Source organism: Psychrobacter piscatorii, from assembly GCF_904846415.1.
Classification (GTDB): Bacteria; Pseudomonadota; Gammaproteobacteria; order Pseudomonadales; family Moraxellaceae; genus Psychrobacter; species Psychrobacter piscatorii.
The window spans coordinates 58,180-73,969 of record NZ_CAJHAR010000003.1; the positions used below are offsets into that span (position 1 = coordinate 58,180).

The 15,790-nt window shown below is 42.0% G+C and carries 12 protein-coding genes; 8 read left to right on the plus strand and 4 right to left on the minus strand.

All coding sequences use genetic code 11. The features are described 5' to 3' along the window. Positions 1 to 79: 79 nt before the first annotated feature. On the minus strand, positions 80 to 715 hold the full coding sequence (locus tag JMX83_RS02015) for a DUF6231 family protein (protein ID WP_201598619.1): 636 nt from the start codon (positions 713 to 715) through the stop codon (positions 80 to 82). A gap of 407 nt (positions 716 to 1,122) precedes the next feature. On the opposite strand from JMX83_RS02015, the gene pepN reads away from it, so the two are divergent. After that, complete coding sequence (gene pepN / locus JMX83_RS02020) at positions 1,123 to 3,723, plus strand: aminopeptidase N (protein WP_265089473.1); 2,601 nt, start codon at positions 1,123 to 1,125, stop codon at positions 3,721 to 3,723. A 230-nt stretch (positions 3,724 to 3,953) separates the two neighbouring features. Here pepN and JMX83_RS02025 read toward each other — a convergent pair whose 3' ends face one another. After that, positions 3,954 to 5,036, minus strand: a complete 1,083-nt coding sequence (locus JMX83_RS02025; protein WP_201598622.1) for a 3-deoxy-7-phosphoheptulonate synthase — start codon at positions 5,034 to 5,036, stop codon at positions 3,954 to 3,956. A 450-nt stretch (positions 5,037 to 5,486) separates the two neighbouring features. On the opposite strand from JMX83_RS02025, the gene lpxB reads away from it, so the two are divergent. The 3 genes from lpxB to JMX83_RS02040 all read left to right on the plus strand — a co-directional run bounded on the left by lpxB (position 5,487) and on the right by JMX83_RS02040 (position 9,186). After that, entirely contained in the window at positions 5,487 to 6,803 is a 1,317-nt protein-coding gene (gene lpxB, locus JMX83_RS02030; protein WP_227675670.1) for a lipid-A-disaccharide synthase, read from the plus strand. Between the two features lie 22 nt (positions 6,804 to 6,825). Continuing rightward, positions 6,826 to 7,698 (plus strand): ribonuclease HII, encoded by an 873-nt coding sequence (locus JMX83_RS02035; RefSeq protein WP_201598624.1) that lies wholly within the window; start codon positions 6,826 to 6,828, stop codon positions 7,696 to 7,698. A gap of 246 nt (positions 7,699 to 7,944) precedes the next feature. Beyond that, positions 7,945 to 9,186, plus strand: coding sequence for a CAP domain-containing protein (locus JMX83_RS02040; protein WP_201598626.1), 1,242 nt, complete (start codon positions 7,945 to 7,947; stop codon positions 9,184 to 9,186). A gap of 121 nt (positions 9,187 to 9,307) precedes the next feature. On the opposite strand, the gene JMX83_RS02045 is transcribed toward JMX83_RS02040, so the two are convergent. Beyond that, positions 9,308 to 9,973: a DUF924 family protein gene (locus tag JMX83_RS02045; RefSeq protein WP_201598628.1), complete on the minus strand. Its 666-nt coding sequence runs from the start codon at positions 9,971 to 9,973 to the stop codon at positions 9,308 to 9,310. Positions 9,974 to 10,072: 99 nt separating this feature from the next. On the opposite strand from JMX83_RS02045, the gene JMX83_RS02050 reads away from it, so the two are divergent. The 3 genes from JMX83_RS02050 (at position 10,073) to JMX83_RS02060 (ending at position 13,645) form a co-directional block, all read left to right on the plus strand. After that, positions 10,073 to 11,314, plus strand: a complete 1,242-nt coding sequence (locus JMX83_RS02050; RefSeq protein WP_201598630.1) for a carboxynorspermidine decarboxylase — start codon at positions 10,073 to 10,075, stop codon at positions 11,312 to 11,314. Between the two features lie 306 nt (positions 11,315 to 11,620). Further along, positions 11,621 to 12,895 (plus strand): saccharopine dehydrogenase family protein, encoded by a 1,275-nt coding sequence (locus JMX83_RS02055; RefSeq protein WP_201598632.1) that lies wholly within the window; start codon positions 11,621 to 11,623, stop codon positions 12,893 to 12,895. A gap of 210 nt (positions 12,896 to 13,105) precedes the next feature. Further along, positions 13,106 to 13,645, plus strand: coding sequence for a transcriptional regulator (locus JMX83_RS02060; protein WP_201598634.1), 540 nt, complete (start codon positions 13,106 to 13,108; stop codon positions 13,643 to 13,645). A gap of 69 nt (positions 13,646 to 13,714) precedes the next feature. Here the strand turns inward: JMX83_RS02060 and htpX are convergent, their stop codons facing one another. After that, positions 13,715 to 14,626, minus strand: a complete 912-nt coding sequence (gene htpX / locus JMX83_RS02065) for a protease HtpX (protein ID WP_201598636.1) — start codon at positions 14,624 to 14,626, stop codon at positions 13,715 to 13,717. 350 nt (positions 14,627 to 14,976) lie between these two features. Between htpX and JMX83_RS02070 the strand changes: the two genes are divergently transcribed. Then, positions 14,977 to 15,789, plus strand: a complete 813-nt coding sequence (locus JMX83_RS02070; protein ID WP_201598638.1) for a PhzF family phenazine biosynthesis protein — start codon at positions 14,977 to 14,979, stop codon at positions 15,787 to 15,789. Position 15,790 lies beyond the last annotated feature (1 nt).

The window sequence follows — 15,790 nt, forward strand, 5'->3', positions numbered from 1 at the left end:
ATCTTTATCCATCATATACTAACTGTTAATTTATGTAAGTATTTTTACTGTAAATAACGATAGATAGATATGTAACGTATCACCAGCGGTGTTTGCCCCAGTTTTCAGGATTGGCCCAGTAATCAGCATTAAGCCAATTCGGTAGCTGTTTATAATCATATAAATTGAACTGCCAAAGCGTCGCTGATACAGTGGAAGACGTGATGGATTCAATATCACTAATATTTAAAGAGGGCTCACTTAAGATATCAAATGGTGTAAATCCGTAAGGTTTCAAATCAATTGAACTATCAAGCGCAACCAGCAGGTGTGCTGCGTAGAGATCACGATAACGCATGAGTGCAGGGATGTATTGATGTAACAGCTCTTGTGAGAGGGTGGGTAGCCAAAAGCAAGCAAGCTCGTAACGTTCAAGTACATGCTGTTTAGCAAGCTCTGGTAAGGTGGAGACGTGCCATGCTTGAGCTGATACGTTGTTATCATCTTTAACATTCGTATCTTTAATATTCGTATTTTTCTTTAGCTGTGTTTGCAGAGTTGATAGTTCTGTTTTGTCGTTTGCTACCCATAACAGCTCAATAGTATCATCAGTCTGTCCAGCCATCGTTTGTGTTTGTTTATCAAGCGAGCTATCAAGCGAAGGCATGAGAGCATCAACATACTCTATTAGTAAAGGTAACGTAATCTTTGAGTATTTGGCAGTGTGTGTTGTCATATAATAAGCCGTTTATGAAAGGTGAGTTATTAGTGTGCCTATTAAATCATTTTCATCGGAATTATCCAATTGATAACGCGAGCCAATTGTTGATTTAATCATTTATGTAGATGCTTACCAACACACATGAGTGTATACGAGGAAATGTATATGAAGGATAAACTCAGTTATCTCGATGCCCATACTTGAAATATAAGGATTTAGGTCAATCTACCTATAAGCATGAAACCAGATACAACATGCGCTCGTTGTAACTTTCATTGTGACTTTGAGCGCCATAAACGTTGCTATAAAGACGAAAGCTATAATGCGAGTAGCAAAACAATAACACTCATAACATATCATCAATAATAATAGGAAATCACATGTCTACTGCTGAAACCGATGCTCAGATCATCAATCCTGAAATGCCAGATGTACCACCCCATGCACCGAGTAAAATCAATCTAAAGGATTACCAAAAACCAAGTTTTGATGTTGAAACGGTCCATTTGGATATTAAACTATTTGAAGATTATGCTCAGGTAAATAGTACGCTTGAGATGGTACGCCAAACAGCAGGGGATATTGTCTTATTTGGCGAGTCGTTAGAGCTGCTAGCCATTACCATGAATGATAAAGCGTTAACATCTGAGCACTACCAACAAGAAGATGGCAAGCTAACGATTTATGAAGCACCTGATGAGGTTACCTTAGACATTCAAGTACGTATTTGTCCGCAGACCAATACCGCGCTAGAAGGTCTATATATGGCAGGTAGTGGTGACGACACCATGTTTGTGACGCAGTGCGAACCAGAAGGTTTCCGTAAGATTACTTTTTATCCTGATCGTCCTGATGTACTCGCGATATTTACCACTCGACTGGAAGCCGATAAGCGCTATCCGACGTTATTGGCTAACGGTAATTTAGTCGAAGCAGGCGAGGTCGCTGATGCACCAGAGCGTCATTATGCGATTTGGCAGGATCCAACTAATAAACCCAGTTATTTATTTGCCTGCGTTATTGCTGATTTGGATGTGTTGACTGATTCTTATACGACCAGCGAAGGTCGAGAAGTATTACTTGAGGTTTACGCGAAATCTGCCGATATCGATAAATGTGATGTTGGTATGCAAGCCTTAAAAGACGCCATGAAATGGGATGAGGTCAATTACGGCCGCGCCTATGATTTAGATCGCTATATGATTGTGGCGGTCAGTCAGTTCAATATGGGCGCAATGGAGAATAAGGGGCTTAATATCTTTAACACCGCTTGTGTGTTATCTAGCCCTGAGACCACTACTGATGCGCGCAGTTTTAGCGTAAAAGCCATTATTGCTCACGAGTATTTCCATAACTGGACGGGTAACCGTATTACCTGTCGTGACTGGTTTCAGCTGTGTTTAAAAGAAGGCTTTACGGTTTACCGTGACCAGTCGTTTTCAGCGGATCAGCAATCAAGTGCGGTACAGCGTATCGATGACGTAGCGACACTACGCGCGCATCAGTTTGCAGAGGATGCGGGCCCATTAGCACATCCAGTACGTCCAGAGAGCTTTGTTGAGATTAATAACTTTTATACGACAACTGTCTATGAGAAAGGCGCTGAAATTGTACGAATGATTGCTAACACGTTAGGGTCAGATGGTTTCCGCAAAGGAACAGACGAGTATTTCCGTCGTTATGACGGACAAGCCGTAACGGTTGAAGATTTTTTATCAGCACTCAGTATCACTGATGACAAAATCGAGGACTTTATCGACTGGTATCGTCAGCCAGGTACGCCAGTGGTATCGGGCTCTCAAACTTATGATAGTGCAGCGCAGACATTAACGATTACCTTGAATCAGCAAACACGTCATGTGAAAGGCTTTGATGCACCAAAACCGTTGCCGATACCTGTAGCAACTGCGCTGTTTGATAAAGACTCAGGCGCTATCGTCGCTGAGCGTATGTTATTGCTTGACGAGGCGACGCAAACGTTTGTGTTTGAAAATGTCGCAAGTGAGCCTGTTGTGTCTTTACTGCGTGATTTTAGTGCGCCAGTACAGCTCAACTATGATTACCAAGATGCAGACTTAGCATTTTTGCTCAAGCATGAAACCAATGGGTTTAACCGCTGGCAAGTCACCCAAATGCTGGTAAACCGTATTTTACTGCAAAGCCAAGGTGCGAAGAGCAGTCCTGATGTGTATTTAGAGGCATTGGCACAGACTTTACCCGTTTTAGCAGCTGATGATGCAATGCTGGCCGCAAGATTACTTGATATTCCTTCAGCGCAAGAGCTGGCTTCTGCCATTCCTAAAGACTACGATCCGGTACTAGTGAAAAAGCAGCGCGATGGGCTATATCAGCAAGTAGCAGATAGATTAAAAGACCAATGGGCTACGTTATACAATGATCTGCCAATGCAGTCTTATGAAGACAGCGCTGAAGCTCGAGGCATTCGTGCGCTACGTAATGTGGTGCTTGATATGGCACTGACTGCTAACGTTGAAGGCGCAGCCGATTGGGCACAACAGCAATATAATAATGCTAGCTGCATGACAGAGCGTTTTGGTGCGTTGAAGGCGATGGTTAACCATCAGTTAGTAGATGCAGATAAGTACTTATCGGACTTCTACGAGCGCTTCCAAGCAAACGATCTGGTGATTGATTTGTGGTTCAGTGTGCAAGCCGCCGCTGATGATGTGACGCCTGACGTTATCAAGTCGTTAATTGCGCATACCGATTTTGATTGGAATACCCCTAATCGTGTCCGTTCAGTTATCAGCGCCTTTAGCTCGCAACCAACAGTACTATGGACAGCAGAGGGTCTGAAGATGTATACAGACGTCATCAAAAAGCTAGACGATGCCAACCCCGTATTGGCATCGCGATTACTGCAAGTGCTGGCACGCTGGAATACGTTGGCTGAACCACGTCGTCAGATGGCGCATGAGCAGCTAACAGACTTGCGCAAGAACGTTGCATCCAAGCATGTGCTTGAAAGTTTAGAGAGTGTATTAGGTGCTGCAAATAGCTAATTGATAATAGCTAGGAAATAATTTTAGCTGTAGTATTAACTTTAAAATAAAGCCAACCTCAAATTGGAGTTGGCTTTATTTAATTGAATGTGCAGCATTAATTGTCATTAAAAATTAAGCTGCTCAAGAAAATGTTTTTCTTAAAATTTTCCCAATAAAAAGCCCCTTTCGTATCAGTACGAAAAGGGCTTTTTAGTTTTTGCTTGACGATATACTATCGTTAATGGCTATTAACGATTCGGCAATACATCTTTTACCATATTACGTAAGCCGCGCAATGCGGTGACAGTGCTATCCCAGTCTAGACAGCCATCAGTGATAGATTTACCGTACTCAAGCTGACTTAAATCAGCGGTTAGTTTTTGATTACCGCCTTTGAGGTGACTTTCAATCATCATGCCAATGATTGACTTATTACCATTTTGAATTTGCTCAGCGACGTTTTGGATGACCATTGGCTGTAGATAAGGATCTTTACCTGAGTTGGCATGGCTTGAGTCAATCATGATTTTGCCATTGGTTTTGCCTTTTGCCAGCTCGTTCTCAACTTGAGCAACTGCCGTTTCATCATAATTAGGCTTGCCATTACCACCGCGAAGTACCACGTGTGCGTAAGGATTACCTTTCGATTTGATGATCGAGACCTTACCATCTGATGATAGACCTAAGAAGCTATGACCTTCTTTAACGGCTTGCATCGCATTGACAGCAACCGTCATACCGCCGTCAGTACCGTTTTTGAAGCCAACTGGGCAAGACAAGCCTGAGCTCATTTCACGGTGTGTTTGGCTTTCGGTAGTACGCGCGCCAATCGCTGACCAGCTGATCAAATCCTGCATGTACTGTGGTGTATTCGGATCAAGGGCTTCAGTCGCACAAGGCAAGCCTTTTTCATTCAAATCAAGCAATAACTTGCGAGCAGTACGCAAGCCTTTTTCGATATCAAAGCTGTCATTCATGTCAGGGTCGTTGATCATGCCTTTCCAACCGACCGTGGTACGAGGTTTTTCAAAATAAACACGCATAACGACAAATACGCTGTCTTCGATCTCTTTTGCCAATACGGCCAAGCGATCGGCATATTCATGGGCCGCTTTGATATCGTGGATAGAGCAGGGTCCAATGACCACAAACAGACGCTTGTCTTTACCGTCCAAGATATTTTGGATAGTGTTTCGACCGTTTAGTACGGTTTTGTATGCATCGTCTGATAGAGGCAGCTCAGTTTTTAGCTCAGCGGGAGTAATCAAAGGAATAAATTTTTCAATATTCACGTCGTCAATGTCTGCATTATGGGTAACTGATGTTGTCATGGTTATATATCGTCTAGCTGATTTATAGGAATATTCATTATGCGGACAAAAGTGTTGGTTGACAAGGGTAGTCCGGTAGTTAATTGACTGATAACTGGAATGAGGAAACTAAAACTTAGTTATACTTACACATGATTAAGGTTATATTTGAATTCGCAAATGCACGTTTGGTATTTCGTTTTTCTGTCTATTAATAAGGATGTATTGAATACTGGGTGCTCAACGCTTAGATTTTATGCGTGAATTTAGCTATTTGTATCATCGTCACGTATGATAGCGACCGCGATGATTTTATGACCACACTAAAATGCTTGCACACTAACACATGAATGCCAAAAAATAGGCACAGATAAAATGTGTATGTCATCAATCTCTATCATTGACTGACTGTGTTATATTTTACAACAACGATTTATTTTATTTGTATATCTTTAATATTGAGAGCTTGTCATGACAGATTCTGCTACGTCTCATACACATACTGATTCCATCAGCCAAACAGAGACGGATTTTAATAAACCTAAAACGACTACCACGCCGCTAGTGATAGCCATTGTCGCGGGTGAAGTGTCAGGTGATAGTTTAGGCGCAGATTTTATGCAACAGATGAATAATCTGCGTGATGACATCGTTTGGGTAGGCGTGGGCGGCACTAAAATGCAAGCGCAAGGATTGCAAAGTATTTTCCCATTAGAGCGTTTGGCAGTGATGGGACTGGTTGAAGTCATGGCACAGCTACCAGATTTGCTCAAAGCACGCCGCGAGCTATTGAGTGCGTTTAAGAGGGCCAATATCGATTGGTTTGTCGGTATTGATGCACCTGATTTTAACCTACGGGTCGCTAAGAAACTCAAGCCACAAGGCGTGTTCTGTGTGCAATATGTCAGTCCTTCTATTTGGGCATGGCGTGAGTCGCGTATACATAATATTAAAGCGGCAACTGATTTGGTATTGTGCCTATTCCCATTTGAGCTACCGGTTTATGAACGCCATAATCATCCGGCGATCTGTGTGGGGCATCCGTTGCTACGAACCATTGATCAAGCATTGATAGACACGCCAATCAATCAGCGCCGTAGCGAGCTGGTCTGGCAAAATGATGGTCTGCAGCAGTTTTTTATTGAACGGTTTGATGATGTCAGCCAGCTTATCTGCGTGATGCCGGGCTCTCGGCGTGGCGAAATTACCGCTATCTTGCCATTGATGCTCGACGGCATTCAAAAGCTCATACTACTAGATCCAAAGCTGTGTTTTATCATTCCAACGGTTGATCAAAATCACCAATATATTGTGCAAGAAGTCATTGATCAATGTTCAGAGCAATTGCGGGCAGCTATCGTCGTCGTCTACGATGATACTCAGCCAGAGTTTAGTCAGCATGCGATGGCAGCGTCAGATATCGTGATGCTAGCCTCTGGGACAGCAACGCTGGAAGCGATGCTGCTTGAGCGTCCGATGGTGGTGGTTTATCAATTGAATCAGATCACTTATCAGATTGCCAAACGTCTGGTAAAGGTGCCTTATGTGGCACTGCCTAACATTTTGGCTAATGCGCCGATTGTGCCTGAGCTTATTCAAGAGCAGGCAAGCGGGGATAATATTTGCCGTACGGTAATGCGTTTATTACAGCCACGTGCTTATGCTGAGCAATTAAAAGACCTGTTGGCGACAAAACACACGTTGCAGCAGCAAAGTAATCATGAGCCCGCAAATAGCGTGATTGAACAATATTTTATGAGCGATAGTAAAGCCTCCAATCTTACCTAACCCAGAAAGACTTTCTAATATTATGCAAATTCAACCTAGCACAGAAAATCTAGCCCAGATAATTGACGTCACTATTAATCATATCGATGTCAAAGGGCAATATCTTCAATTGGCGGCGCCTATACGCTTATATGGACAGTTGAATACCTCCAAGCTGTTTGCTCAATATGAGCGCGATGAAGTGCAAAGCTCAAAACAGTCAATATTAAAAATCGGCGTTGATGAAGCAGGACGTGGACCATTACTAGGCAGTGTCAATGTGGCCGCTGCGATATTGCCTTCGACTTGGTCAGGATTGATTGAGGAACAACCACTCAAAGACACGCCATTGTCGATACTGACAGATTCCAAAAAGCTGAGTGAAAAAAAGCGCGATCTTCTTTATCCATTGGTACAGCAGCATGCAGTCGGTTATATCATCGCTGATATACCAGCAGCCGTTATCGACCAAGTTAATATTTTGCAGGCAACCATGCTCGGTATGCGGTTGTGTACTGAAGCCTTGCTAGAAGCAGTTTTTAAATATCTTTCTAAAACTAAAAGTCTTGGCATATCACTTGATAAATTACAGGTAGAGGCGTTGTTTGATGGTAATCGTTGTCCTGAGCTGAATACGGCTAAGATTGAAGCGATGGGTATCTTACCATCGGACATTGACTGTCAAGCATGGGTGAAGGGTGATGCACGTCATACCAGTATCGCAGCGGCTAGTATATTGGCAAAAGTGAGCCGTGATGAAACCATGTATGCCCTTGATATGCAGCATCCAGAATATGGTATTGCCAAACATAAAGGCTATCCAACTCGCGCACATATGGAAGCCATTGAGAGACATGGTGTCTTATCAGCACATAGGCGCAGCTTTGCACCAGTGCGAAAGGCATTAGAGAGCTAATTTTAAACAATAGTATCTCGTCTGAAAATCGTCTAATAATAAGAATCTAATGTTCTAGCAGAAAGAAGCCATCTATCTATGTTAACCGATGGGTAAATTTCCAGAAAAATAGCGAGCGAAAGTTTATAAAATGTAATACAATATGTTACTCTTAGTATAAAATACTGTTAAATCAATGACTAAGCTTTTATTTTGAGTTTTATTCTCACTATGAATTATATATATTACTATTTTATAGGATAAAAAATGATGGCTCATACCCCTCAAAAGAACCTTGCTGTAGTGCTTTTCTTAGCGGTATTTTTAACGGCCTGCGGCGGTGGTGACTCTGATAATGGTTCTGCACCTAACGAATCACCGAGCCAGCCACAAGAAGCAGTTGTTTCAGAACCAATGACTTCAGCACCAGTAACAGCGACGCCTGATGAGCAGGATAGTGAGCCAAGCGATAGTAATCCCATTAATGAAAGCAACGCGCCAACTGAGAATAATCCACAAGCAGCCTTAAGTGCTAATAATCAATTCAGTCTTGCAAGAACCAGTTGTGGCTTAGGTGGTTTATCTGTTGATACGGCGCTTGATGATATTGCGATTAAGCACGCAAATTATATTAAATACGTATTTGCTAATAGCTCGCCGACCAGTTTCAATGCGCATGTCGAAAATAAAATCAGTGATATTGCCAGTGTGACAGGTAGCAATAACCCATTCTTCGGTGGCTTAGATTTTTCAGATCGCTTATTAAACGCAAAATACAGCAACGCACAATATGGCGCCACAGAAAATATTGCTCAATCTGTCTATTACAGTTCAGCAAGAAGTTTTCTGAAAACAGATGTGGTGGCAACCGCAATGGCAAAGTCATTGTTAGCAGCCCCCTATCATTTGCGCTCTTTGATGTTACCACCTTCGAGTTTGATAGGTACAGGAATGGTCACCTATAAACCTGATGCCAAAAATCCAGCTCTTAATCAAGGTTATGTATTGGTTAGCCATGCCTCAGCGACTAGAGCAACTAAAGATAAGACAGCAGAAGGTGTTTTTACTTATCCATGTCAAGGTGTGACTGATACAGTAACTGCTCTTTATAATGAGTCGCCAAACCCTGTTAGAGGGACAGGTCGCGATTTGCGTACCGATCCTATCGGACAGCCTGTTTATGTGAGTATGCCATCAGCGAACAAGATCAAAGTAAGCAACATCAAGTTCCGAGATACTCAGCGAAATACTAATGTACCGATTCAGTTGATCGACTTTGATAACGATCCGTATGTGAACACCAACTACGCATTACCAGCGAATGAAGCATTTATTTTGCCATTAACAGATGCACTAAAGAGCTGCGAAGTTAATCGTGCGGCAAATCAAAGTCAGCAATGTGGCCTTTATGGCAATACAAAGTATCAAGTGAGCTTTGATATCTTGGTTGATGATAAAAGCTTAGAAAGTAAGTCATTCACTTTTACGACGGGTAAGGTAAATTATTAGTTAAGCCGTTTAATCAATCGTACAAGCGAAAGGGCTGAACCAGATAACTGGTTCAGCCCTTTTTTTTATATGAAGCAACTATAAAAATGTGACAAAGTAAGCAGACTGACTAAAATTTACTTTAAAACGATGAGTTTGGCTGTTGCAAAAAGGCTTTTTCATCCTCAGTTGATTTGCGCTCTAGTACCTCATTACGATGTGGATAACGCCCAAATTGATCAATAATCTCTTTATGACGATATTCAAAATCTAGCGTGGTTGCATCGTCTAATTGCTTAAATAATGGTAGATAACGGTCGTGAATCAGCGCTGACTCAGAGTGCATAAACGGTATGATCATAAATCGACGCCATTGCATCGGTAAGGTATCAAAGTATGGCTGCTGAATGGCTTCTTGTGCTAAGACTAATGCCATACCGTCTTGGGCAAAAGCACAGGCTTGTTCGCGACATAGGTTTCGTGAAAACTGATCTAAGACAATGATTTCTGCCAGTCGCCCTGCTAGCGCTGTTATTGAGCTATTGCCATCTAGAGAAGATTCTGCGAGGCGCCATTGAACGCATTCACCTTGCTTTGCTGCCTGCCAAATGTCACCAAACTTATCCTTTATCTGCTTATCAAAACGATCGTTTTGTTCAAACCAACACGCTTCGTTATCTTTATCAAACCAAAAATCCAATACTGCGCGCGCATCCGGATCTAGATAGGTCAAATCTATACTTTTTGGATCGAGTTGAGAGGCATGGGATCGACTGGCAGAGGTGGAATAATCGGTTGAGAGTGCCATAAGATATTCTAATTATGATGGATTTAGTCTACTATAGCGCAAATATTTATATCTGTCTGTCAAGATACCAACAGCAGAGTGTCTATTAGGTAACCTATTATGAATGCAAAAAATTTAGAAAATTCTGTGAACGCGACATTGCCACCAACGCCTTACTACGTGCTTGATGAAGCGTCCATCGTTGCCAATATGAAAATCATCGCTAGGCTATGTGAGCTGTCTGGTACAAAAGCATTATTGGCACTAAAATGCTTTGCCACATGGGGTGTATTTGATGTGATGCAGCCTTATCTGCATGGCACGACTTCATCTTCACTTAACGAAGTCAGATTGGGCTATGAGACCTTTGGCAATAATGCAAATGCCAGTAGCCAAGATAAAAAAGAAACGCACGCTTATAGCGTCGCCTATAGCGCAGATGAAATTCCTGAAGTACTGAGCTATGCTGATAAAATTATCTTTAACTCAATCTCACAGCTAACTGCTTTTAAAGATCAAGCGGCAGCGCAAGGTGTTCCAGTAGGCTTACGATTAAATCCAAAAACCAGTAACTCATCATTTTTGATTGCTGATCCTGCACGTCCATTTAGTCGTTTGGGTGAGCACGATAAAGACAAAATTGCAGCAGTGCTTGGAGGCATCACTGGCGTTATGATTCATAACAACTGTGAGAACGATAGTTTTGAGGATTTTAGCGAAAGTTTGGCTGATATCGAAGCCAGATTTGGTGATATTTTGCAGCAGCTTGATTGGGTCAGCTTGGGTGGCGGTATTCATTTTATCGCTCCTAACTATCCGCTAGAGAAGCTGGCCGACAGACTAAAAGTGTTTAGCGAAACTTATGGCGTGCAAGTCTATCTTGAACCAGGTGAGGCGAGCATTCACGGCGCAGGCACTTTGGTCACGACGGTGTTAGACACGATGCATAATCAAAAAAACTTAGCAGTCGTTGATGCTTCTATTGAAGCGCACATGCTTGATCTACTAATTTATCGTGAGTCAGCACCGATTTCTGCGATCAATAATACTTCTGCCAATATTGCACCTACTGGTAATCCAACAGAAGCTGCGCCATCTGAAACTAATGCTGAGTCAGCAGACCATACCATTATTTATGGTCGTTCTTGCTTGGCAGGGGATATCTTTGGTGAGTATGCATTACCGAGTAATCTTCAGATAGGCGATCAAATTGCCTTTGGTAATGCGGCAGGTTATACGATGGTTAAGAAAAACTGGTTTAACGGTGTCAATATGCCAGCGATAGTGATTCGCCGTTTGGATGGCAGTATCGATATCCAACGTGAGTTTGACTATGAGGAATATAAAGCCAGCCTATCTTAAGCCTTAGTAGCCTTAGCTTTTAAGACTATGCCATTGTCGGGTTTTTGTATTTTAATGTTTAAAAAACAAAGGCTTAACCTGTATTAGTAGACATTTTAATATCTCTACTTTTTATACATATTTTTTACCGATAAGGGAATAAAAATTGTTATAATCGCGTCGGGCAAATACTAGAGTGGTATCTGCCCGACGGGTGCGTGGGTTTTCCTCGGTCTTCCTTTTTAATTCACGCATATCATTCACTCGTTTCTGTTTTGCATAGCCGCAATCAATGGTATCGACAGGGACACAAAGGAGGATTGTTCATTGAACACAAACCAACAAGCCAAATCTAACAAAAAAGACGTACTCATCATCGGAGCAGGCGGTGTCGCTCAAGTGGTCGCGCATAAATGTGCGATGCATAACGATGTGCTTGGCGAGATCCATATCGCCTCACGTACCAAAGACAAATGCGATGCTATCGCGCAGAGTGTCAAAGAAAAAGACAGCTTCAAACAAGTTGCGGTCTTGCATACGCATCAGGTCGATGCGATGGACAGCCAAGCACTCGTGCAGCTGATACAAGACACAAAAATACAGATACTTATTAATGTTGGCTCGGCATTTATCAATATGACCGTACTAGAAGCCTGCATTGAGACAGGTACTGCTTATATAGATACGGCTATCCATGAAGATCCGCGCAAGATTTGTGAGACACCGCCGTGGTACAACAACTACGAGTGGCAACGCAAACAGCGCTGTGCAGATAACAACGTCACTGCTATTTTAGGCGCAGGGTTTGATCCTGGTATGGTCAACGCTTATGCGCGTCTTGGCTACGACATGATGGATGCAGGTTCAGTGACTGATATTGATATTATCGATATCAATGCGGGCAGTCATGGCAAATACTTTGCGACTAACTTTGACCCGGAGATCAACTTCCGTGAGTTCACCGGTACGGTTTATTCTTGGCAAGACAGCAAATGGCAGTCTAACAAGATGTTTGAAGTTAAACGTACGGATGACTTGCCAGTTGTAGGCGTGCAGAACAGTTATCTGAGTGGTCATGATGAAGTGCATTCATTGTCAGCCAACTTAGATGTGCCAAACATCCGCTTTTGGATGGGCTTTGGTGAGCATTACATCAATGTATTCACGGTCTTACAAAGCTTAGGATTGCTTTCTGAGCAGCCAGTGACGACTGCTGAAGGTCAAGAAGTGGTACCACTGAAAGTCGTTAAAGCGGTACTACCAGATCCAAGCTCACTTGCACCGAACTATACAGGTAAGACCTGCATTGGTGACAAAGTCAAAGGCAAGATCAATGGTGTTGATAGCGAAGTCTTTATCTATAATGTCTCAGATCATAAAGATGCTTACAACGAAGTTGGTAGCCAAGGTATCTCTTATACCGCAGGCGTACCACCTGTTGCTGCTGCAATACTAGTCGCGACTGGCGAATGGGATGCAGGCAAAATGGTCAACGTCGAAGAGTTAGATGCCAAGCCATTTATCAATCTACTAAACAAGATTGGTCTGCCAACGCGTATTAAAGATAGCGAAGGTGATAGAGCGCTTGAGTTTGATATTTAATTAGAAAACGTTATTTAGAAAAGCCTGTCTTATATAGACAGGCTTTTTTGTGTTTGATTGTATTGTAAAAAAGAGAAGCTTTATTCACTATTTTTATGGGATGATTAGATACTACTAACGAGGATTAAGATCTGAGTATTTTCAAGGTTGATCTATATAATGAATAAGATTTATGAAAGCTCGCCTGATATTTGAGAAATAGGATTAAATATGGATATGGACGAGGTTTTTGCTGCTATAGCAGGTGAAACATTAGAGATTTATCAGGACAAATATAAGTTACGCTCAAGAATATTAAGTGAAGCAAGTCAGTATATAGAAACAGATTTTTCAGATTGGCCACCTATCACCTTTAATTGGGATTTATCAAAAGAAGGTCAACGCTTCTCTTTAGATAGTGAGAATGAATCAAGTTTTAAAACTCGCTATCCAGAAGGCTTTATATTGGGAACGGTGAAATTAGATGCTCTAGATAAAAAACTATGTCATTTTAGCCGTAGAGATGAAGGTGAGTTGTGGACGGTAGGGTATAAAAGTAGACTGGCATATTTGATTGTTTATTTATCTGAAAAGAGACCTATATCACCGCCACTGGTAAAACCTCACCTTATCGGCGAGGTCATATTGAAGGGTGGCCATCACCGGTATGCTATTGCAAAAGAAATAGGGGAGAAGTATATTCCTATTTATGTAGAGCCAAAGTATAGAAAAGAAATCGATAAACTCATGGAAATAGATTGGATTAGCTAGAGTAGTGAGATAAGCACTGTACTCTACATCGTACTTCTAATGATATCGTAGCTATATTTTTCTCCATTATCACTCACTAGGATTATATTCTCTCAACGCTGCAATACGGTCATCCAATGTTGGGTGTGAACGGAATAGATTCGCAATACTAAAGCCTTGCGTTTGTCCTGATGAGATCGCAAATGCTTTCATACTCTCAGGCATTTGATCCGGTCGCTGTGCAGAGGGACGCAACGCATCAAGCGCACTGATCATTTTTTCGCGGCTGGCAAGTTTTGCCCCCATTTGATCTGCACGAAATTCACGTAAGCGTGAGAACCACATCACGATAGCAGACGCTACAAACCCAAGTAAGATATCCATCACAATACTAGTGATAAAGTAACCGATACCTGGGCGATCACTGGTGTTTTTGAACACAGTACGGTCCACGAAGCTACCGATAATGCGCGCAAAGAACATCACAAAAGCATTGACCACCCCTTGAATAAGGGCAAGAGTTACCATATCACCGTTAGCCACATGACCAATCTCATGCGCCAATACCGCTTCGACTTCATCTTGATTCATATTCTGTAGTAGACCAGATGAAACCGCCACCAGCGCTTTATTCTTATTCCAGCCAGTCGCAAAGGCATTTGGCTGCGAATTGTTAAAAATACCAACCTCAGGCATACCGATGTTTACCGCTTGCGCTTGTTTTGCCACTGTATCGACCAGCCATTGCTCAGTTGGGTTACGTGCGGATTCTATCACCACTGTACCCGTGGATTTTTTGGCCATCCATTTTGACAGAAATAGCGAAATCATTGAGCCGACCATACCGTAGATACCGCACATAACTGCAAGACTGACATAATTTAGTCCACCTGCCGTGTATACACCGCCAATCCCAAAAAATCTGGATAGTATCCCAAACACAATGCTAAAGACCACGATCACGGCCAAGTTGGTCAATAAAAACAATCCAATACGCATCATGACGCTAATTTCCTATTTAAAGTGTTGGTATGGCCTAGATAGGCGGTTATCTAAGAGGTTTGTTTGCTATGATAGATTTTACTGGGGTTTTGTGTGTCATACTATTTTAATAATGTCAAAGTACTAAAATAATTATATTGTCCCAACAATAGCGAGATTTTTTGAGATAATTAGCGAACTAGGTATATTAGCTCGTTGCCAAGACTAGTTAGCTACATTACAACATCACCGAAACTATTGCCTATTGATCTAAGTATTAAGTTTTGGTCAAATATTTCTTATTTTGATTTCTCCGAAGATAAGAATGACCAAGATTAATCCTTAAAAAATTATAACAATGAGAACATCCCATGCAACTAGAAATAAATATTATAGACGCCTTCACTGACACGTTGTTCAAAGGTAATTCCGCTGCGGTTATTGTGACAGATGAATGGTTAGATGATGCTTTGATGCAGTCTATTGCGTCTGAAAATAACTTGTCTGAAACAGCTTTTATCGTTGTTGATGACAAAGGTGTTTATCATATTCGTTGGTTTTCACCATTGACCGAAATTGACTTCTGTGGTCATGCGACTTTAGCCGCTGCCTATGTATTGTTTAATAAAAATTCAAACGTACAGTCGATTAACTTTTCAGCCAAAGCGGTTGGTATTTTGATAGTCGCAAAAACAGATTCTGGCAAAATGCAAATGGATTTTCCCAATAGAATGCCTGAAAAAGTCGATGACATTCCTGATAGTTTATTAGCAGGTCTATCCATTGCACCTGCTGAAGTCTATCGCAATACTCAAGCATATTTTGTCATCTATGACTCTGAAACTAATGTATTGAATGTCGCGCGTGATAATGAGAAGTTGAAGCAGCTAGCGCCTTATGATTTGGTGGTAACTTGTCAGGCAACCTCAGAAAAGTATCATGATTATGATTTTGTCTCTAGATACTTTTGGCCAGCAAATGGTGGTGACGAAGACCCAGTAACTGGTTCGGCTCATACTGGGCTTGCACCTTTGTGGGCAGAGCGCCTGGGTAAAAGCGAATTGATTGCCTATCAAGCATCCAGTCGCGGCGGCGTGCTTGACTGTACCGTAACAGGGGATAGAGTGCTTATTTCTGGCAATGCTGTACCCTATCTGACTGGATTTATCACCGTTGAGGAGTAGA